Raw genomic sequence first — 17,880 nt, forward strand, 5'->3', positions numbered from 1 at the left:
GACATTCCGGTATCTCCCGCGCGGACGGCGGTACTGCTGCAATGGATCAGAACCATCCACACCCGACGCTCGACGCGTTGCCGGCCGGCCGGGTGGTCTGCGCCGACAGCATGGGCCGGGCGCTGCTCGCGATGGCCGTGCCGCCGGCCGAGCGCCGTGGCGGCTTCCTGCAACGGGTTCCCGTGCTGGGCCGCCACGGCGCGTTGCCGGAGCCGGTCCGCCGTGCCGCTCTCACGGCGAAGGCCGTCGACGAAGCCGTGCCGCTGGACCGGATCGACGACATCGACGCGGAGGCCGTGGCGGACTGGATCGTGAGCCGGTATGCGGCGGCCACCTACCCGGCGGTCGTGCTGGGTTCGCCGCACGGCGCGGCCGTGCATCTGGCGGCCGCCTGCGGAGCCGCCTGGCTGCCGACCACCTTCACCGTGACCGCGCCATGGCCCGGTGGGTCGGTCACCGACTGGGCGGCGGCGAAAGCCTGGGGCGCCGGGCTGGCGGAACGCATCCTGGCCCGCAACCCGGGCATCACCGTTCGCCAGGTGCACGATCCGGTCCTGCGCGGCTCGCTGTGCGGCGCCACCGTGTCGATGCAGGTGCGCTGGCGGACGCTGCCCGAGGCGTACCAGATCTTTCTCCGTTCCCGCGTGGCTGCCGGCGGCGCGTCGGTGCTGGTCCGGGATCTGCGCGACTGGCCGGTGTCGGACGGTCCGCCGGGGTACGGCTTCCAGGTCGGCACGCCGACCAGCGGCTGGACGGCGGAGGACTACCGCCCGGACAGCCGGGCCCTGACCAAGCTGTTGCGGAGTCTGGGCGCCGAGGACCCGCCGTCGCGGAACTACGAGAGCTCCCGTCAGTACGCGGAGACCAGCGGTGAGCCCGCGATCGAACCGCAACTACGGCGGATCGCGGCCGAGACCGGCTCAGCCGGCTACCGGGTGCTCTTCCGGGATCCCCACGGTTTCAGCGGTGCGGTGGCGGACCTGTACAAGGTCTGGCTGCGGCCCTCGGCGCAGGCCCGGCGGGCTGTGGTCGCCAGTGGCCGGATGATCGACCCCTGGCCGGTCGCCGACGACCGGAAGGTGCCCTACTGGTGCGAGTCGTCGTCGCGGCAGGCGGCCGAAGCCGCCGAGTGGTGGCTGGCCGGAAGCGAGCCCTTCGACGCCGTCGACGTCCTGCCGGACCCGCCCGGAACCCTGCACGACGACACCGCGACCCTGTGGCACTGGCGCACGATCGCGGCGTTCGGCCGTCGGCCGGGAACGGTGGACGCCCTGCTCGCCGGCCGGTATCCGCTCCTGCCGCCCGCGGCCGGCCGGGCCACCCGACGCCTCCGGGCCGACCCGCCCGGCGAGGGGCAGGCCGGGCCGTTGTCCGTCCACCAGGCGGTGCGGTGGCTGAAGGGCAACGGGCCCGCGCTGGGACTGCTGGTCATCTGACCGGACAGCTCAGGGCTCAGGGTCCGGGTACGCACTCGCGACCAGTGCGGTCGCCACGTCGCGAAGCTTGCGGTTGGTGTCCTGCGAGATCCTGGTGAGGACGGCGAACGCCTCGTCGGCGGTGCAGTGCCGGCTGCCCATGATGATGCCTTTGGCCTGCTCGATGACGGCGCGGCTCTGCATCGCCTCCTGCATCTGGCGGGCCAGGTTCGTCTGGGCGTCGTACAGGTGGGCGTTGGTGAGCGCGACGGCGGCGTAGCCGGCGAACGTCTGACCGAGGATGGCCGCGTCGTGGTCGAAGGCCTCGGCTTCGGTGGCGTAGAAGTTCAGCGCGCCGGTGACCCGCTCGTGCACGGGCAGGCCGATGGACAGGGAACTGTGGGCGCCGGCGTCGAGGGCCCGGGCGGCCCAGTCCGGCCAGCGGTCCTCGGTGGCCATGTCCGGCAGCGACAGGGTGGTGGCCGCGGCTGACGCGTCGAGGCACGGCCCGTACCCCTTGCCGTACTGCAGCTCATCGAGGTCGAGCGCGAGCTGTCCGGTGTAGGCGGCCGTGTATGCCTCCTTGCTGTCGATCAGGGTGACGGAGACCTCCACGGCGCCGGGCACGGTGCGTCTGGCCAGGTGGGCGACCTCGTCCAGGACGCCCTTGAGGTCGGTTTCCGCGAGCTTGATCCGGCCGAGCCGTCCGAAGGCTTCGATGGGGTCCAGGGGCTGCGAGTCGGTCATGTGATGCTCCAAGCGGAGTCAGGAGTGCGGCTGGTTGCCGGCCCGGGTCAGGATCGATTCGGCGGCGGCGGTGAGCGACAACGCGGTCGTCGCGGCTCGCGAGCGCAGAACCGGGTAGGCGTGGTCGGCGCTCGTGCGTTCCGCGGCCATGATCACGCCCAGGGCCATCTGGATCCTGGAGCGCACGGCGAGCGCGCCGGTCAGCCCGTTCACCAGGCTGAGCGCTCCCGGATCGAGGCCGTCCGATCCGGACCAGGCGTCGTTCCCGCCTTCGCGGTAGCCCTCGAACGTGGTCAGCACCGCCGCGCTCAACGGGGCCATGGCCTGGGTGTCGCGGCCATAGAGGTTGAGGGCCGCGATCGTTGTCCCACGGCCGGCGAACAGCGGGATGGACAACGAGGCGCGCAGGCCGAGCCGGTACGCCTCGGCCCGGAAACCCGGCCAGTTCACGGTCGCGTCGATCCGCGGGACGGCGGTCGGCTCGGCCGTCCGTAACGCGTCGAGGCAGGGACCCGCGTCTTCGGCGTACTGGGCTTCGTCGACGGCGAGCGCTATTTCGCTGCTCATGGCGACGGTGACATAACCGTCCTCCTCACGGACGGTGAGCGAGGCATAGTCCACCGGTGGCAGCAGATCGGCTGCGAACTGGGTGATCGACCGCAGCAGGGCCGGCACGTCGGACCCGTCGTCCGGCGTCCCCGCCAGGATGATCAGGTCGTCGGTGAGGCCGCTGCCGGGCCGGCCCGGCCGCGACGGTGACGCCGATGGGATGGCCACCCGTTCCTCCCGAGCCGTAGCAGGTGTGGCCGCATACCCCGCTTTCTCACCGCCATGTCCGATGCCAGCCGAAAAACAGTACGGGCCGTCAACCCCGCACGGTCCACGCGGCCAGCTCGGCCAGGACCGCCCCCGATCTGGCCGCCGGCGCCCAGTCCGAAGCCGGCCCGCCCGAGGGCGGAGCCCGGCCCGGACCGAGGAATCGCACGGCGGCGCCACCTACCCGGAAGATCAGTCAGACACCCGGGTAGACCGGCGGATCTCCCTCACCCGGGTCTAGACACCCCGGAATGGGGAAGCCACCTTGGCATGAGCATGCTGGAGGCTGGTCGTGTCCGGACCGCGTAGTGCCGCCGCCGATGTGGCGGCCGGCCGTAACGTGCTGTCGGGGGTGCTGCTGGGGATCGGTGTGGCCGCGTTCGTCGACGAGACCGTGTTCCATCAGCTGTTGCACTGGCACCACTTCTACGACCGGTCCACCCCGGCCGCCGGCCTGGTCTCCGACGGGATCTTCCATGCCGTGGGCTGGTTCGCCGCCGTCGCCGCCCTGTTCCTCTTCGCCGACCTGCGCCGCCGTGGCGCGTTCCACGGCCGGCGCTGGTGGGGCGGCCTGCTGACCGGCGCCGGAGGCTTCCAGCTCTACGACGGCACCGTTCAGCACAAGCTCATGCGGCTGCACCAGATCCGGTACCACGTGGACCTCGCGCCGTACGACTGGACCTGGAACATCCTGGCCCTGGGCATGGTCATCGGGGGAGTGGCGCTGCTCGTGCGGTCCCACCGGCCCGGGCGCTGAGAAGGCCGCCGTGCACGACATGACCGGCGAGGGCGGCGTCGGACTGTTCTGGCTGGTGTACGCCGCGCCGCTGGCGATCGCGGCCGTCGGCTACCTCGGCGCCGTCCGGATGATCCACCGGCGCGGTGACCCGTGGCCCACTCGACGCACCCTGTCGTGGTGCGCCGGTCTGCTGGCGGCGGCGATCGCGGTGACCGGCGCCGGCCATGGCGACTTCACCGCCCACATGACCGGCCATCTGCTGCTCGGCATGGCCGCCCCGATGCTGCTGGTCCTGGCCGCCCCGATCACGCTCGCCCTCCGGGCGCTGCCGGTGGCCGGGGCCCGGCGCCTGTCCCGCTTCCTCAGGACGCGTCCGCTGCGGATCCTCACCCACCCGGTCACCGCGGCCGCCCTCAACGCCGGCGGCCTGTGGGCCCTCTACACCACCGGCATCTACCCACGGATGGGCGAGCACCCCGGTCTGCACGTCCTGGTGACCGTCCACACCTTCGCGGCCGGCTACCTGTTCACCGCCGCCGTCATCGGCGTCGATCCCGCGCCGCACCGGCCGGGACGACGTACCCGGGCATCGGTCCTGATCGCCTTCCTGGCCGCCCACGACATCCTGGCCAAATTCGTGTACGCCCACCCGCCCGCCGGAGTCGCGGCGGCACAGGCCGAGGCCGGCGCCCAGCTGATGTACTACGGCGGCGACCTGCTCGACCTGCTGCTGATCACGATCTTCCTCCATCAGTGGTACACCGCCGTCGCTCCCGCATCACCGCGGACGCCGCGGCGCGCCTGGCGCCTGCCGGCCGATGTCTGACCGGCCCGCCGTTACTTTCGCCGGCGGCCGGGTACCCGGCCGGTCTCACCATCCGTCAGGAGGACCCATGCGCGCCGGCGCGACCTTCATCGGCAACGCCACCGTGCTGTTGCGAATCGGCGATTTCACCCTGCTGACCGACCCGGCGTTCGGCCCGGCCGGCAGCCGGGTCTCGCTCGGCTACGGGATGTGGACCAAGCGCCTGCGCGACCCGGCGCTGCAGGTGCTCGACGATGTCGATCTGGACGCGGTGCTGCTGTCCCACCTGCACGGCGACCACTTCGACCGTGCCGCCCGGCAGCGCCTGGACCCGGCCTTGCCCATCATCACCACACCCCAGGCCGAACGCCGCCTGGACCGGCGATTCCGCGCCGTCCACGGTCTGCCGACCTGGGAATCGCACGAATGGACCCGCCGGGAGCAGCGGCTGCGGGTCACGGCCGTGCCGGGCCGCCACGGGCCGGGATTCGCCGACGCGCTGTTGCCCGACGTGATGGGCTCGGTCGTGGAGTTCGCGGTCCGGGGAACACCGCGTCTCACCCTCTACATCACCGGGGACACCCTCTTCCGGCCCGGCCTGGCCGAGATCCCACGCCGGTTCGGCGAGATTGACGCCATGCTGATCCACCTCGGCGGCACCCGGGTGCTCGGCCTGCTGGTCACCATGGACGACCGGCAGGGCACCGAACTCACCCACCTGATCAACCCCGGCCGGACGGTCCCGATCCACTTCGACGACTACCGGGTGATGAAGTCCCCCCTCGACCGCTATCTGAACCGTGCGCGCGACGAGGGACTCGCCGGCATCCAGCCGGTGTCGCGGGGCGGAACCGTCGACCTGCCGCTCCGTGTCCCGGACCGGCCGCTCGACGGCGCCGATTCCGCAGGACCCTGAGCAGGACGCCGGTGCGAGCAGGGCCGACAGCGGCGCCTGCAAGCCGCTCACCGCAAGGAAGGCGCGCAGCAGCTCGCCGAGCACTTGCAAGGGCAATCCGCGGTACGTCCTGAGGGCAGCCTGGGGTACGGCGATCCGGGTGTGCTTTCCTGGATCTCGTCGTCCTCAACGACCTGTTCGAGCGCATCCCCTTGGACGCCTCGCGCGGTGAGCGGCGGGAGGATCGGGATGGATCCGTTTCATGGCGGCGGCGGCCGACCGGCTCGGCCACCGGGACGGCTTCTTCCACCCCAACCTGGCGGTGACGTTCGACGACCGCGGTCCGGGCCAGACCAACCGCTTCGGGGTGCCGCAGCGCGGTTGCACGTTCTGTGGGCAGTGCGACATCGGCTGCAACGTGGGCGCGAAGAACACCCTGGACCTGAACTACCTGGCGCTGGCCGAGCGGGCCGGCGCCACGGTCGGGACGCGCACCGAGGCGCTGTGGGTCGGCGTCACCGGCGACGGCGGCTACCGGGTTCGGCTGCGTGAGCACGGGCGGCCCGGCGCCGGTCGCGAGGGCGTGGAGCGCGAGGTCACCGCCCGCTACGTGTTCATCTGCGCCGGCGCGATCGGCACCACCGAGCTGCTGCTCCGCAGCCGTGACCAGTACGGCACGCTGCCCGGCCTGTCCGCCGCGCTCGGCACCCGGTACTCCGGCAACGGCGACTTCCTCAGCTTCGGCCGCAACCTGGACACCGACTTCGCCCCGGCGGTCGGCCCGACCATCACCACCGCGCTGGGCGAGACCCGCGCGTTCGGCGCGCACTTGGACGCCCGGCGTACCGCTGTGCTGCTGGCGATGGGCCGCGACCGCGCCGAGGGCCGGATCGAGCTGCGCGGGCCGAAGCACCGGCTGCGGGTCGTCTGGGACACCACCCGCAACGACCCGCTCTACGCCGACGAGCAGGCGCTCGCCGGTCAGGTGGTCCGGGCGTTCGGCGGCACCCCGTTCGCCACCCCGATGTGGCGGCTGTTCCGGCAGCCGGTGACCGTGCACAACCTGGGCGGCGTGCCGATGGGCGACGGCCCGGACACCGGCGCGGCCTCGCCGGACGGCGAGGTGTTCGGCCATCCCGGGCTCTACGTCCTGGACGGCGCGCTGCTGCCCGGCGCGACCGGTGGCAACCCGTCGCTGACGATCACCGCGGTGGCCGAACGCTGCGCTCGGTCAGCGGTACGGCGGATCACCGGCGACGCGTCCTGGCGGGCGCCCGAGCACGCCGGGGCAACGCGCGGGGCGGTGCCCGAGGACGCCGCGGTGCAGAGCGTACGGCTGATCGGGCCGCGCCGTCCGGTGCCGCCCGGGGTGCGGTTCGCCGAGGCCATGGCCGGTACGGTCGGCCTGCCCGCCGAGGCCGGCCCGGCCACACCGGCCCGGCGCTACGACGCCACCGTGCCGACCGGGCGGGTGCGAGTGGGGGTCGCGGACACGCTACGGATGCTGTCCTCCGTACGCGCCACCGGCGCCCCACCGGGCCGCAGCGGCGCCGGCACGGTGCTGCGCTTCAGTGCGTTCTTCGCCGGTCAGGTGGCGCGGGCCTACCTCGGGCGGCGCTGACTACCGACCGGGGACGGCGTAGAGGGCGACCTGGCCGACCTCGGCGAAGCCCAGCCGGGCGTAGACGGGCCGGCCGAGCGCGCTGGCCTGGAGCGTGCAGACGGACATCCCACGCCGGCTCGCCGCCGACATGGCTGCCGCGGTCAGGGCCGCGCCCAGGCCTTGATTGCGGTGGCCGGCCGCGGTGCCGATCCAGTAGAGCCCCGCCACGCCGTGGCTGAGCACCACGGCGGCGGTCGCGACCGGCTGCCCGTCCAGGTACCCGACCAGGCGGATCAGCGTGCCCAGGTCGGTGCGCAAGGCGACCTCGGCCGCCGTCGCCGCGGCGCGCACCTCGTCCGCGAACCCGAAGGCGCGGGAGTAGGCGTTCACATAGTCCGTGATGCCCCGGCGATCGGTCGCCTCCTCGATGATCAGGCCCGGGGGAGGCGACGGGCGGGGAACGGTCGTCAGGTCCGCCGCCATCACCGGCATCGCCCCGCGGTGGGTGTAGCCCCGGCTCTGCAGAACCTCGGCCACACCCGGATCGCTGTCCGGGCCGATCCACCAGTTCCACGGCACCCCGGACAGCGCCGCTTCGGCCTCGGCGGCGGCCTCGCCGGGGTCGCGGCCGTGCACCCGCAGAACGCCGTTGAACAGGCCATGCTGGATGCCGCTGCGATAGAGCGAAAGGTCGGCGTCGACCTCCCTCGAGCCATCACCCCAGGCGAGCCAGTGTGCGCGCAGGTTGGCCAGCTGTGGGGGCAGGTCGTGGGGCGACGTGACGAGCGGATGGTTCATGACCATCATGACGAGGAGCGGCCGGTCCGGTTCGCCGCCCGGTCGAGATCTGTCCGTACGGGAAAATACCGGAGATCGTGTGACCTGATCGGTGGTCCATCCAGTCTTACCGAGCGAGACCGGAACGGACCAGAGGAGACAGCTGTGCATCCCGACCTGCAGGACCAGTTTCGGCTGGCGGTCAGCGACGACCCCGGAGCAGACCTGGGTGAGCTGGCGCGGAACGCCATGACCGAGGGTGGCCGGATCCGCCGGCGCCGGCGTCGCGTGGGCGTGGCCGGCGTGGCCGCCGGTGTGGTGGTGGCGATGGCGGTGGCCGGTGCGGTGAGCTACGCGTCCGGGCCGGCGGAGGTGGCCGCTCCGGTCGCGGCCGAGCCGGTACGGATGACGCTGGTGGCGTCGGCCGACTGCGAGCCTCAGGTGGTCACGCGTGATGCCACCGATGCCGTCATCGTGGTGGGCCCCGAGACCGCGCCTCCGCCGGAGCCCGGCCGTCTCGCCGAGGCCGAGAAGATGGCGCCGAAGGTCCAATCGGCGTTGGAAGGTGACGCCCGGGTGCAGAAGATGCGCCTCGAGACCCGCGAGGAGACGTTCGAGAAGCTCAAGCAGGAGGCCGCGAAGTTCCCGGACCTCGGCCCGCTGAGTATTGACTCGGTGCTGCCGATGCTGCGGGTGCGGCTGGCCGACGCCGCCGAGTACGCGGACTTCCGCGCGGAGTACATGGCGAGGAACGACGTCCTGGATGTCACCGGCTTCATCTGCAAGCCGAGCGCTCCGATCGGAGGAGCCCTGTGACCGATATCGAGACGGCCCCCAGACAGGAGGAGAACGCGCCCGGCCGGGCCAGGTTCGGATGGGGCGCGGGCCGCCGGCGGGCGAAGGCGGCCCGTGACGCGGAGTTCACCGCCTTCGTGGAGTCGTTCGCCGACCGGCTGCGGCGCAGCGCCTTCCTCATGTCCCGGGACTGGCACCTGGCCCAGGACCTGACCCAGCAGACCTTCGCCAAGATGTACGCCGCCTGGGACCGCATCCGCGCCGGCGCCAACCTGGAGGCGTACAGCCGCCGGGTCCTGATGAACCTGCTCTTCGACCACCACAAGCGGCGCAGCGGTTCCGAAGTCGTCCTGGGCGAGTTGCCGGACCGGCCGGATCGGTCCTCGTCCGGGACACCGGAGCTGCGCCTGGCCCTGGTGGACGCCCTGGCCCAGCTCACCGTCGAGGACCGGGCGGTTCTGGTGCTCCGGCACGGGGAGGACCTCGCCGTCGAGGCCGTGGCCGGAATCCTCGGCGTCTCCTCGTCGGTCGTCAAGATGCGCAACGCCCGGGCGCTGGCCCGGTTGCGTACGTTGCTCGGCACCGACTTCCTCGACGACTGAGGCGAAGCGGGCGGAAGAGTGGCCCGCGTCACATCGCGGATTGAACCCTCAGCCGCGGCGCGGTCGTCAAGCCGGATGTGAAACGAAGCCTCCAGGCCGCCGACGAGGACGAGCTCGTGCGCCGCGCCGCCGCCGGTGACCGGCCGGCCTTCGACGAGCTGTACCGGCGGACGTCGCCGTGGCTGCTCGCCCGGCTGCGGCGGCGGTGCCTCGACGACGACGTGGTCGACGACGTCATGCAGGAGACCTACCTGGCGGTGTGGCGGGCCGCGGGCAGTTTCGCCCGGTCCGCCACGCCGGGCAACGCGGCCGGCTGGCTGTGGACCATCGCCGCCAACCGCCTCATCGACGCCTTCCGCCGCCGGGCCCGGCAGAGCCAGTTGCCGCCGCTGCCGCCGGCCGAGCTGGTCGCCCCCGCCGCCGAGGACGAGGTGATGCTCGGCCAGGTCGGCCACGAGCTGGAGCATGCCCTCCTCACGCTTCCGCCGGACGCGCGCCAGGTGCTGCGCGCGATGGTGCTCGACGGCTTCTCGGTGCGCGAGACCTCGCTGCTGCTGGGGGTGCCGGAGAACACGGTGAAATCCCGGGCCCGGCGGGCCCGGATCGCTCTTCGGGAGGCGCTCTCATGACCACACATCCGAGCCCCGCGGTGATCGCCCGCTACGCCGACCGGGAGGCAGACCTCGACGAGGTCACGATGTGGTCGGTCGAGGTGCATCTCGAGTCGTGCCCGCCGTGCCGGGCCCTGATGGCCGGTGTCGCGACCGACGACACCCGGGCGCGTCTCGACCGGATCGCCGCCCGGGTGGGCCAGGGCATCGCGGCCGGACCGGCGCCGGTGCGCCGGCCGCGGCCGGCGGCGGTGCTGCACCGCTGGGCGGTCTGGCGCCTGGCGCCCTGGCTCGGCATGACGGCGGCGGTGCTGGGCTGCGCGGTCCTGCTCGCGGTGACGGCGCCCGCCATGCCGTCGCTGGTGATGCTGCTGGCCCCGGTGGCGCCGCTGCCCGGGGTGGCGGTCGCCTGGAGCCGGCGGCACGATCCGGCCTGGGAGTTGATCGCCGCCACGCCCGCGGCCGGGCTGACCGTGCTGCTGCGGCGTACCGCGGCGGTCCTGGTCGTGATCGTGCCGGTGCTGGCCCTGGCCAGCAGCGGCACCGGGGTGTCGGTGGCCCTGACGCTGCTGCCCTGCCTGGCCTTCACCTCGGCGACCATCGCGCTCGGCGCCTTCGTCGGTGTCCGCCACGCCGCCATCGGGCTCGGCGCCGCGTGGGCCGTGGCCGTCGTGGTGCCCGCCGTCTACACCTTCCAGCTTCCCGCCATGTTGCAACCGGGATCGGCGCGCGGGTGGGCGCTGCTCACCGTCGTGCTGGCCGGGTTCGCCGCGAGCCGGGCGGGCGCGTTCCGCCGGCTGTCCGGCCTCAACTGACAAATCGGAGGATCAGACGATGCGTACGGTGAGCATGGCCGAGACGGCCGCCACCACCCACCCCTGGGCGGTGCACGCCGAGGGTTTGCGGGTGCGCGCCGGCCGGCACCTGGCCGTCGACGAGCTCGACCTCGCCCTCGGCACCGGCGTGCACGGGCTGCTGGGTCCCAACGGCGCCGGCAAGACCACGCTGATGCGGGCCCTGGCCACCGTGATCAAGCCGGCCGGCGGCCGGTTGACCCTGCTGGGGCATGAGGTCCACGGTCGCGCCGATCTGCGGGCGGTCCGTCGCGGGCTGGGCTACCTGCCCCAGCAGTTCGGCTTCTACCCGCGGTTCACCGTCCGGGAGTTCGTCGAGTACATGGCCTGGCTCAAGGAGATGCCGAAGACCGAGGTGCCCGGCGCGGTGCAGCGGGCGATCGACCGGGTCGGCCTGACGGCCAAGGCCGAAGCCCGGATGAAGACGCTGTCCGGCGGCATGGTGCGCCGGGCCGGCATCGCTCAGGCGATCGTCAACGACCCGCGGATCCTGCTGCTCGACGAGCCCACCGTCGGTCTCGACCCCGAGCAGCGTCTCGACTTCCGCGAGCTGATCCGCGACCTCGGCGTCGACAGCAGCGTCCTGGTCTCCACCCACCTGGTCGAGGACGTGGTGGCCTCCTGCACCGACGTCGTCATGATCAACGAGGGCCGGCTCGTCTACCAGGGCACGCCCGGCGATCTGGTCACCCGGGGCGGGCATGGTGACGCCGGTGACAGCCCGGCCGAGCGGGGCTACTCGGCGCTGCTGCGCCGCCACCGGACCGAGGCGGGCCGATGAGCCGGGTCTTCGGTATCGAGCTGCGCCGGTCCGCGGCGCGGGGGACGGCCCTGGTCGTGCTGCTGCTCGGCCTGGTGCTGATCTTCTTCGCCGGCGGGATCCTGTTCGCCGACGGCTGGATGCAACTGGCCATGACCCAACGGTGGTACCTGGCCCTGCTGTGGCCGCTGGCGCTGGCCGCCGGCGGGTGGCAGGCGCGCCGGGAGCACCGGTCGAGAGTGGCGGAGCTGTTCGCCAGCACACCGCGGCCGAGAGCGCTGCGCATCGTGCCCACGCTGGGCGCGATGGCGGTCGCGGTGGTGGCCGGCTACCTCGCGATGGGTCTTCTGGCCGGCCTGTGGATCGCCGGCACCGCCGAGTACCTGCCGGCCGCGGCCTTCGGTGTCGCGGCCGTCGGGTGTCTGGCCCTGATCGCGGCGACCTGGCTCGGCCTGGCCGTCGGGCGCCTGCTGCCGTCGCCGGTGACCGCTCCGATGCTGGCCATCGCCGGCCTGGCCGCGGTGCTGTTCACGCCGTGGGCGACCCGTCCACGGGGCTGGCTGTCCCTGGTGTTCTCGCCGATCGATCAGATGAACATGCCGGACGCCTACACGACCGTCCCGGGCCGGGTCAGCGTCGCCCAGGCGTGCTGGATGGCCGGCCTCGCGATCACCGCCGTGCTTCTCCTGGCGTCCGGGGGCCGGCGCCTCCGGGTCGCCGCGGTGCTGCCGGTGCTGGCGGGCGCGGCGCTGGCGATCACCGTCATGCCCCACCACAACCGGACCGTCCTCGACGCGGTGGATCCGGTGGCCCGAGAGCTGATGTGCACCGAGGACGCGCCCCGGGTGTGTGTCAGCCGGGTCCATTCCGGGCTGCTGGCCGAGTTCACGCCGCGGGCCCGGGCCGGTCTCGCCGCGCTGGCCAAGCTGCCGGACGCTCCGGCGGAGGTGCACGAGGACACCACCGTCTATCCCGATGACGGTCGGCCGGCGTGGCGCGCGGACGTCGTGCTCCTCGACGTTGTGGCCGCCCCGAACGGCCACCTCGGCAACGAGAGCAGCGCGGCCGAGGTGGTCGTCCGCGCGTTCCGCGGCCGGGCGACCTGCGAGAACCCGAGCGATCCGGCCGACGACCTGGCCGCCGCCTCCTGGCTGACGGGACAGGCGCCGGTGTCGCCGACGCCTTCGACGCTGCTCTCGGCCGGGACCTACGACCCGGAGACCGTGGCGCAGGCCACGCAGCGCTGGCAGGGACTGCGGAAGCTGCCCGAGGACAAGGCGCTCGCCCGCGTCGTGGCCCTGCGCCAGGCTGCGGTGACGTGCTCGGCCCGCGACGGAATCATCACCGGGGGTACGCCGTGAGGTGGCTGACGCTCTACCTGCGCTCCCGGCGTGTGCCGATGGCGCTGGCCGGCGCCGGTGGCTGCGTGGTGGTGATCTGGTCGTTGTGGTCGGTGTCCTCCGACAGCCGCACCGTCGGCCTGGCCACGGTCATCCTGACGGTCCTGCTGCTGGTGGCCGCCCTGACCGCGACGCTCGGCGGCCCCGACGACGCGCTGGAGCTGACGGCCGCCCTGCCGTGGCCGTCGCGCCGGGTGGCGCACCTGCTGGGCGCCTTCCTGGTCGTCGTGGTGCCCCTGACCGTCACGCTGGCCACCGGGGCCCGCTTCGGCCCGGCCGCGATCGTGGTGCGTGACACCGCCGGGCTGCTCGGGCTGACCGCCCTGGGTGCCGCGACGATCGGCACCCCGCGGTCCTGGTTCCTGCCGCTGGGCTGGACGCTGGCCTCAGTCCTGTTCCCCGGCGAGACGCCCCTTGCGGCGGAGATCCTGACCTGGCCGGCGCAACCGTCGTCCAGCCAGGCCGCGGCGGTGACGGCCGGGCTGCTCACGCTCGGCGGGCTGATCGCGTACGCGGTGGCCGGTCCCCGGCGGCGGGCGCCCGCCGAGGCCGCCCAGTCCTGACGTCCCGGCGGAGCCGAGGTGTGTGGACGATCCTGACCCTGTTCTGACAAGCGTGCCGAAGGATGGGCCCGTGCGAATCAGAACCCTGTGTGCCGTGGCCGCAGCGACGCTGCTCATCCCTCTGCTCGCCGGTTGCGGTGAGCCGGCCGGGAACGAGACGCCCGCCGTCGCGACCCTGCGATCGGCGCCCGCGGCGTCGGCCTCCGCGCCGGCGGCCCAGCGGGAGCGACCGGTGCTCGGCCCGGACGACGGCAAGGCGGAGTACGACCGGTACATGGTGGCCCACCGCAAGTGCCTGACCGATCTGGGCGTCACGGTCCCCGACGACCACGAGAAGCCGCGGATCGGACCCGAGGTCCGGGCGGCCGCGGAGAAGTGTGACCTGCTCGTCCCGGAGACCTGGCAGGACCGGGAACGTCGCATCGACCCGCGGTACGAGGATCGGTTGCGGGAGACGGCCCAGTGCCTGCGGGCCAAGGGCCACAACGTGACCGTGGGCGGCGATCCGGTGTCCATCCTGTACGGCGACGGCACCGGCGCCAACCAGGCCTACGACGATCTGCAGGCTTGCGAGAAGCAGGTGTTCAAGGAAAGCCTCAAGAAATACCGGGGCGCCGGCAACGCGAAGACGTCCTAGCTCTCCAGCAGTTCCGCCTCGCGCTCGGGGTCTAGGCCGGCGCTCAGGGGCGGCTCACCGCGGTCGCGGTCCCAGGCCAGGACGGCGGCCGCGGTCCGCGCCGGGGCTCGTCGCGTCATCGGAGCAACGGGTCGGCGCCCCACTCCTCGGCGGGCCAGCGTCGTTGGTCCACATTCCCGATGACGTCGGCATAGCCGGCCACGTGGGCCGTGAACTCCGACCGGGTGGGCAGTTCCCGCTTCGCGCCCAGGCGCGCGATGTCCAGTCGTTGCCGCAGCTGGTCCTCGGCCCAGGACGCGGTGTAGCCGTGCATCGCCGACCGGTGGACGGCTTCGCTGGTCACCATGGTCAACAGGGTCCAGCACGCCAGCTCGCCGATGACCGCCGCGTGGATGTGCTGGGCCGCGCCGTCATCGGGGCGGTGGGCGCCGATCTCCACGACCCGGTCGACCTGCCGGAGCACCTCCGCGGTCGGGTGAACCTGCTTCACCAGGTCGGTGAACTCGTCGGGGTGGCTGACCAGCATGGTCCCGAGGTAGACCGTGATCGCCTCGGTGGAGCCCTCGAAGATCCGGAACAACCGGTAGTCCCGGAAGTGCTGACCGACGGTGTTGGTGTCGAGGAAGCCGCGGGCGCCCAAGATCTGCAGAGCCGTGTCGATGGCGCGCCAGCCCAGCTCACATCCCAGGATCTTGGCGCAGAAATACCAGGCGTCGGGTACGTGCCGGCCGGCGTCCAGCCAGGCCGCGATCCGGGTGATCAGTGTTTCCACCGCCTGGACGGCCGCTCCCGCCTCGGCCAGCAATTCACGGATGCGCCCGTTCTCGGCCAGGGAGCCGGTGGCGACCTCACGGCCCGACGTGAATCTCTGGGCCAGCTCGAGAGATCGCATCGCCGCTCCCGATGCCATCGCCGCGAGCATGATCCGGCCACCCATGAATGCCGCTTTGGCCGTGCTGAGGCCGTCTCCTTCGACGCCCAGCAGGGCGGAGGGAGGCACCCAGAGATTGCGGAAGCTGAGATCGTATTGGGGCACCGCACGCAGACCCAGGGTCAGCATTTCCGGACCGATCTCGAAACCGGGTGTACGACTGTCCACCAGGAAGCCGGTAATGCCCCGGGCCGGGCCGTCGTCATCATGGAGTCCGGCGAAGATGTTGACGTATCGAGCATCCCCGCCCAGCGAGATCCATTTCTTGAGGCCATTGATCGTGTAGGAGCCGTCCGAGTGGCGGGTCGCGCTGGTCGTCATGCCCCGAAGGTGGGAGCCCATGCCCGGTTCGCTGATCGCGCTGGTGGCCAATGCTTGTCCCGTGGCCAGGCGGGGCAGCACGTGGCGCCGGACCTCCTCGGTGGCGGAGAGCTGGATCGGCGCTGTTCCGAGAGTGTTGTGCACCGCGCAGAAAACGGCGAGGTTGGCGTCGATGGCCCCGAGTTGGGTGAACACCCGGTTCATGTCGTTGTGGGACAGATCCTGTCCGCCGTATTCGTGGGGAATCTGCAGGCCGAGCAGACCGACGTCGGCGAAATCCGAGATCAGTGCCGGTGGAAGAGAGCGGCGCTCGTCCATCAGCCGGGAGTTGAGAAAATCCCGGGAGTACGCACGCAGGAATTCCAACATCCTTTTCGCCGATGTCGGCTCCGGCCGGTCGTCCGTCGCTGTGCAGAGAACAGCGTCGTGATCGAGGGCTTCGGCTTCCATCATTGGCTCCCGAAAGGATACTTGATATTAAAACAAGCTCACGGCCGTCTATTTCGACGAACTCTACAACCGGCCCCTCGGTTTCTCAACGGAGTCAATTCGTTACGTACGGTGATGGGCGAGAAGTCCCATCCGGCCGACCTTGGCCGGACAGAGCGAAGGCCGGACAGCCTTCCTCGGAAGTGCTGCCCGACCTGGGTGACCGTCCGGCCGCGCCTACGTTCCCTCGCGGGCATGGATCTGCGCGACCATCTCGGAGGCGAGCGCCTTGATGGTTCCCAGGCCGGGCCGGCCCCACGGGCGTGGTTCGACGTCGACCACGCAGACCGTGCCGAGCGCGACGCCGGTCCGGTCGATCAACGGAGCGCCCAGGTACGAGCGGATGCCGATCTCGTCCACCACCGGGTTGCCGGCGAACCGGGGATAGTCGCAGACATCATCGAGCACCAGTGCCTTCCGGCGGACGACCACGTGCGGGCAGTACCCGTGCTCACGCGTGAAGGTGCGGCCGGCCAGGGCGGTCCGGAGAGCCTCCGGAACGGTGGGGCCGGCGTACAGGCCACCCAGGTACTGACGGTCGTCCCGGACGAAGTTGACCATGGCCAGCGGCGCCTTCGTGACCTCGCCGACCCGCCGGGCGAACTCGTCGAGCTCCGGATCCGGCTCGTCACCCAGGCCAAGCTCGTGCAGCCGGCGCATGCGAGCGGGCAATTCCGGATCCACCGGGGTGAGGGGATGGTGTCCGGAGAGGTCGTAGATCATGCGGGGACTCCGTTCGATCATGGACAGGTCGGGAGGCGAGGAGATGGTGGATCAAACCGATCAGCACGCCGGTGGCGGATCGCTGATCACGGGCGTCGCAGTGCACGATCGGAACGTCCGGCTTCAGGTCGAGCGCGCCGCGTAGGTCGTCCAGCTCGTACCGGCACGCGCCGTCGAACTCGTTGACCGCGACCACGAAGCCGATGCCCCGTGACTCGAAGAAGTCGACGGCCGGGAAGCAGTCCTCCAGCCGCCGGGTGTCGGCCAGCACGACCGCGCCGATGGCGCCGCTGGACAACTCTTCCCACATGAACCAGAAGCGTTCCTGCCCAGGGGTGCCGAACAGGTAGAGCACGTGATCGGGGCTGATCGTGATGCGGCCGAAATCCATCGCGACCGTGGTCGTCGTCTTGCGTTCGACGCCGGTCAGCCGGTCGGTGCCCACGCTCGCGGTGGTGAGCAGTTCCTCGGTGTGCAGCGGCTCGATCTCGCTGACCGAACCGACGAAGGTGGTCTTGCCGACGCCGAAACCGCCCGCGATCAGCAGCTTGAGCGCGGACGGGAAGCCGTCAGAGCCGTCGTTGAAGGGCATTGAGGATGGTCTCCAAAACCGCCGGATTCGAGGAATCAGCTATCGGATCGGGGGATCGGGCATCGACCACGCCCCAGTCGACCAGGTCGGAAAGCAGGATCTTGGTGACCACAGCGGGAAGCCTCAGCCGCGCCGCGATCTCGGCGACCGTGCTGAAGCTGCGACAGAGCCCGAGCGCCTGGGCGTGGTCCGGTCCGAGCTGACCCTGCGGCTGGCGGCCGGTGGCGATCACCATCGACAGCAGGTCCATCCGGATGGTCGGTTCGGTCCGGCCGTCGCTCACCGTGTACGGCCGGATGAGCCGTCCCGCGGCGTCGTCGAACCAGTGCTCGTCGGCCTCGAGGACGCTCACCGTCCGCGCACGTCCACGACGTCGGACGCCGGCCGGGCCGGCGTGGCCAGGTACGGCCGGACGCTCTTGACCATCTGAGCCATCTCGTAGCCCAGCACCCCGGGGTCGGCCGTCTTCCCGGCGACCACCGCGAGCACCGCCCCGGAGCCGGCCGCCGAGACGAACAGCAGTGAATCGTCCAGCTCGCACACCACCTGGCGGACCCCCTCGCTGCCGCCGAACCGGGTTCCGGCGCTGCGGGCCAGCGAGAACAGCCCGGAGGCGATCGCGGCCAGGTGATCCGCCCCGTCGTCGTCCAGCCCGTGAGCGGCTTTGCGCAGCCCGTCCGACGACAGCAGCAGGGCACTCCTGGTGTCCGGGACGCGATCGACCAATCCGGACAACAGCCAGACGAGGTCCCGGGACGTGCGTACGGGATCGGTGAGCGACATGTGAGCTGGGCCTTTCCGAGAT

Annotated in this window: 22 protein-coding genes; 13 read left to right on the top strand and 9 right to left on the bottom strand. The window is 71.9% G+C overall.

Annotation, left to right across the window (positions count from 1 at the left end):
* The first annotated feature begins 41 nt into the window (after positions 1 to 41).
* Positions 42 to 1,436 (top strand): hypothetical protein, encoded by a 1,395-nt coding sequence (locus AB0O15_RS28725; RefSeq protein WP_364324293.1) that lies wholly within the window; start codon positions 42 to 44, stop codon positions 1,434 to 1,436.
* A gap of 9 nt (positions 1,437 to 1,445) precedes the next feature.
* Here the strand turns inward: AB0O15_RS28725 and AB0O15_RS28730 are convergent, their stop codons facing one another.
* Together AB0O15_RS28730 and AB0O15_RS28735 are read right to left on the bottom strand one after the other, a co-directional pair.
* Entirely contained in the window at positions 1,446 to 2,162 is a 717-nt protein-coding gene (locus tag AB0O15_RS28730) for a GAF and ANTAR domain-containing protein (RefSeq protein WP_364324296.1), read from the bottom strand.
* An 18-nt stretch (positions 2,163 to 2,180) separates the two neighbouring features.
* Complete coding sequence (locus tag AB0O15_RS28735; protein WP_364324299.1) at positions 2,181 to 2,939, bottom strand: GAF and ANTAR domain-containing protein; 759 nt, start codon at positions 2,937 to 2,939, stop codon at positions 2,181 to 2,183.
* Positions 2,940 to 3,270: 331 nt separating this feature from the next.
* On the opposite strand from AB0O15_RS28735, the gene AB0O15_RS28740 reads away from it, so the two are divergent.
* From AB0O15_RS28740 to AB0O15_RS28755, 4 genes are all read left to right on the top strand, one after another.
* Complete coding sequence (locus tag AB0O15_RS28740; protein ID WP_364324302.1) at positions 3,271 to 3,735, top strand: DUF2243 domain-containing protein; 465 nt, start codon at positions 3,271 to 3,273, stop codon at positions 3,733 to 3,735.
* 19 nt (positions 3,736 to 3,754) lie between these two features.
* Positions 3,755 to 4,543: a cytochrome c oxidase assembly protein gene (locus AB0O15_RS28745; RefSeq protein ID WP_364324906.1), complete on the top strand. Its 789-nt coding sequence runs from the start codon at positions 3,755 to 3,757 to the stop codon at positions 4,541 to 4,543.
* A gap of 67 nt (positions 4,544 to 4,610) precedes the next feature.
* Positions 4,611 to 5,438, top strand: a complete 828-nt coding sequence (locus AB0O15_RS28750) for an MBL fold metallo-hydrolase (RefSeq protein ID WP_364324305.1) — start codon at positions 4,611 to 4,613, stop codon at positions 5,436 to 5,438.
* A gap of 241 nt (positions 5,439 to 5,679) precedes the next feature.
* Positions 5,680 to 7,038 (top strand): GMC oxidoreductase, encoded by a 1,359-nt coding sequence (locus tag AB0O15_RS28755; protein ID WP_364324308.1) that lies wholly within the window; start codon positions 5,680 to 5,682, stop codon positions 7,036 to 7,038.
* Here AB0O15_RS28755 and AB0O15_RS28760 read toward each other — a convergent pair whose 3' ends face one another.
* Positions 7,039 to 7,818: a GNAT family N-acetyltransferase gene (locus AB0O15_RS28760; RefSeq protein WP_364324311.1), complete on the bottom strand. Its 780-nt coding sequence runs from the start codon at positions 7,816 to 7,818 to the stop codon at positions 7,039 to 7,041.
* A 144-nt stretch (positions 7,819 to 7,962) separates the two neighbouring features.
* Here AB0O15_RS28760 and AB0O15_RS28765 point away from each other — a divergent pair, with 144 nt between their 5' ends.
* The 8 genes from AB0O15_RS28765 (at position 7,963) to AB0O15_RS28800 (ending at position 14,019) form a co-directional block, all read left to right on the top strand.
* Positions 7,963 to 8,613: a hypothetical protein gene (locus tag AB0O15_RS28765; protein WP_364324314.1), complete on the top strand. Its 651-nt coding sequence runs from the start codon at positions 7,963 to 7,965 to the stop codon at positions 8,611 to 8,613.
* Complete coding sequence (locus tag AB0O15_RS28770; protein ID WP_364324317.1) at positions 8,610 to 9,194, top strand: SigE family RNA polymerase sigma factor; 585 nt, start codon at positions 8,610 to 8,612, stop codon at positions 9,192 to 9,194. The genes AB0O15_RS28765 and AB0O15_RS28770 overlap by 4 nt, the downstream gene beginning before the upstream one ends.
* A gap of 77 nt (positions 9,195 to 9,271) precedes the next feature.
* Positions 9,272 to 9,823 (top strand): RNA polymerase sigma factor, encoded by a 552-nt coding sequence (locus AB0O15_RS28775; RefSeq protein WP_364324320.1) that lies wholly within the window; start codon positions 9,272 to 9,274, stop codon positions 9,821 to 9,823.
* Positions 9,820 to 10,620 (top strand): hypothetical protein, encoded by an 801-nt coding sequence (locus AB0O15_RS28780; RefSeq protein ID WP_364324323.1) that lies wholly within the window; start codon positions 9,820 to 9,822, stop codon positions 10,618 to 10,620. The genes AB0O15_RS28775 and AB0O15_RS28780 overlap by 4 nt, the downstream gene beginning before the upstream one ends.
* A gap of 19 nt (positions 10,621 to 10,639) precedes the next feature.
* Entirely contained in the window at positions 10,640 to 11,440 is an 801-nt protein-coding gene (locus AB0O15_RS28785) for an ABC transporter ATP-binding protein (RefSeq protein WP_364324327.1), read from the top strand.
* A complete protein-coding gene (locus AB0O15_RS28790) occupies positions 11,437 to 12,780 on the top strand; it encodes a hypothetical protein (protein WP_364324330.1) in 1,344 nt (447 codons plus the stop codon). The genes AB0O15_RS28785 and AB0O15_RS28790 overlap by 4 nt, the downstream gene beginning before the upstream one ends.
* Positions 12,777 to 13,382, top strand: coding sequence for a hypothetical protein (locus tag AB0O15_RS28795; protein ID WP_364324333.1), 606 nt, complete (start codon positions 12,777 to 12,779; stop codon positions 13,380 to 13,382). The genes AB0O15_RS28790 and AB0O15_RS28795 overlap by 4 nt, the downstream gene beginning before the upstream one ends.
* A gap of 70 nt (positions 13,383 to 13,452) precedes the next feature.
* The gene (locus AB0O15_RS28800; RefSeq protein WP_364324336.1) at positions 13,453 to 14,019 is read left to right on the top strand and encodes a hypothetical protein; all 567 of its coding nucleotides are present in this window, start codon (positions 13,453 to 13,455) and stop codon (positions 14,017 to 14,019) included.
* Here the strand turns inward: AB0O15_RS28800 and AB0O15_RS28805 are convergent.
* The 6 genes from AB0O15_RS28805 to AB0O15_RS28830 all read right to left on the bottom strand — a co-directional run bounded on the left by AB0O15_RS28805 (position 14,016) and on the right by AB0O15_RS28830 (position 17,858).
* The gene (locus AB0O15_RS28805; protein WP_364324339.1) at positions 14,016 to 14,138 is read right to left on the bottom strand and encodes a hypothetical protein; all 123 of its coding nucleotides are present in this window, start codon (positions 14,136 to 14,138) and stop codon (positions 14,016 to 14,018) included. The two genes, AB0O15_RS28800 and AB0O15_RS28805, sit on opposite strands and share 4 nt — an antisense overlap.
* Complete coding sequence (locus AB0O15_RS28810; RefSeq protein ID WP_364324342.1) at positions 14,135 to 15,640, bottom strand: acyl-CoA dehydrogenase family protein; 1,506 nt, start codon at positions 15,638 to 15,640, stop codon at positions 14,135 to 14,137. The genes AB0O15_RS28805 and AB0O15_RS28810 overlap by 4 nt, the downstream gene beginning before the upstream one ends.
* Before the next feature lie 297 nt (positions 15,641 to 15,937).
* Positions 15,938 to 16,420, bottom strand: a complete 483-nt coding sequence (locus AB0O15_RS28815) for a GAF domain-containing protein (protein WP_364324345.1) — start codon at positions 16,418 to 16,420, stop codon at positions 15,938 to 15,940.
* Positions 16,389 to 17,075, bottom strand: coding sequence for an ATP/GTP-binding protein (locus tag AB0O15_RS28820; RefSeq protein WP_364324348.1), 687 nt, complete (start codon positions 17,073 to 17,075; stop codon positions 16,389 to 16,391). Before AB0O15_RS28820 ends, AB0O15_RS28815 begins: the two co-directional genes overlap by 32 nt.
* Positions 17,053 to 17,427: a DUF742 domain-containing protein gene (locus AB0O15_RS28825; protein ID WP_364324351.1), complete on the bottom strand. Its 375-nt coding sequence runs from the start codon at positions 17,425 to 17,427 to the stop codon at positions 17,053 to 17,055. The genes AB0O15_RS28820 and AB0O15_RS28825 overlap by 23 nt, the downstream gene beginning before the upstream one ends.
* The gene (locus tag AB0O15_RS28830) at positions 17,424 to 17,858 is read right to left on the bottom strand and encodes a roadblock/LC7 domain-containing protein (RefSeq protein ID WP_364324353.1); all 435 of its coding nucleotides are present in this window, start codon (positions 17,856 to 17,858) and stop codon (positions 17,424 to 17,426) included. The genes AB0O15_RS28825 and AB0O15_RS28830 overlap by 4 nt, the downstream gene beginning before the upstream one ends.
* Positions 17,859 to 17,880: the final 22 nt, after the last annotated feature.

It is taken from the genome of Actinoplanes sp. NPDC089786 (assembly GCF_040684855.1).
Taxonomy (GTDB): Bacteria; Actinomycetota; Actinomycetes; order Mycobacteriales; family Micromonosporaceae; genus Actinoplanes.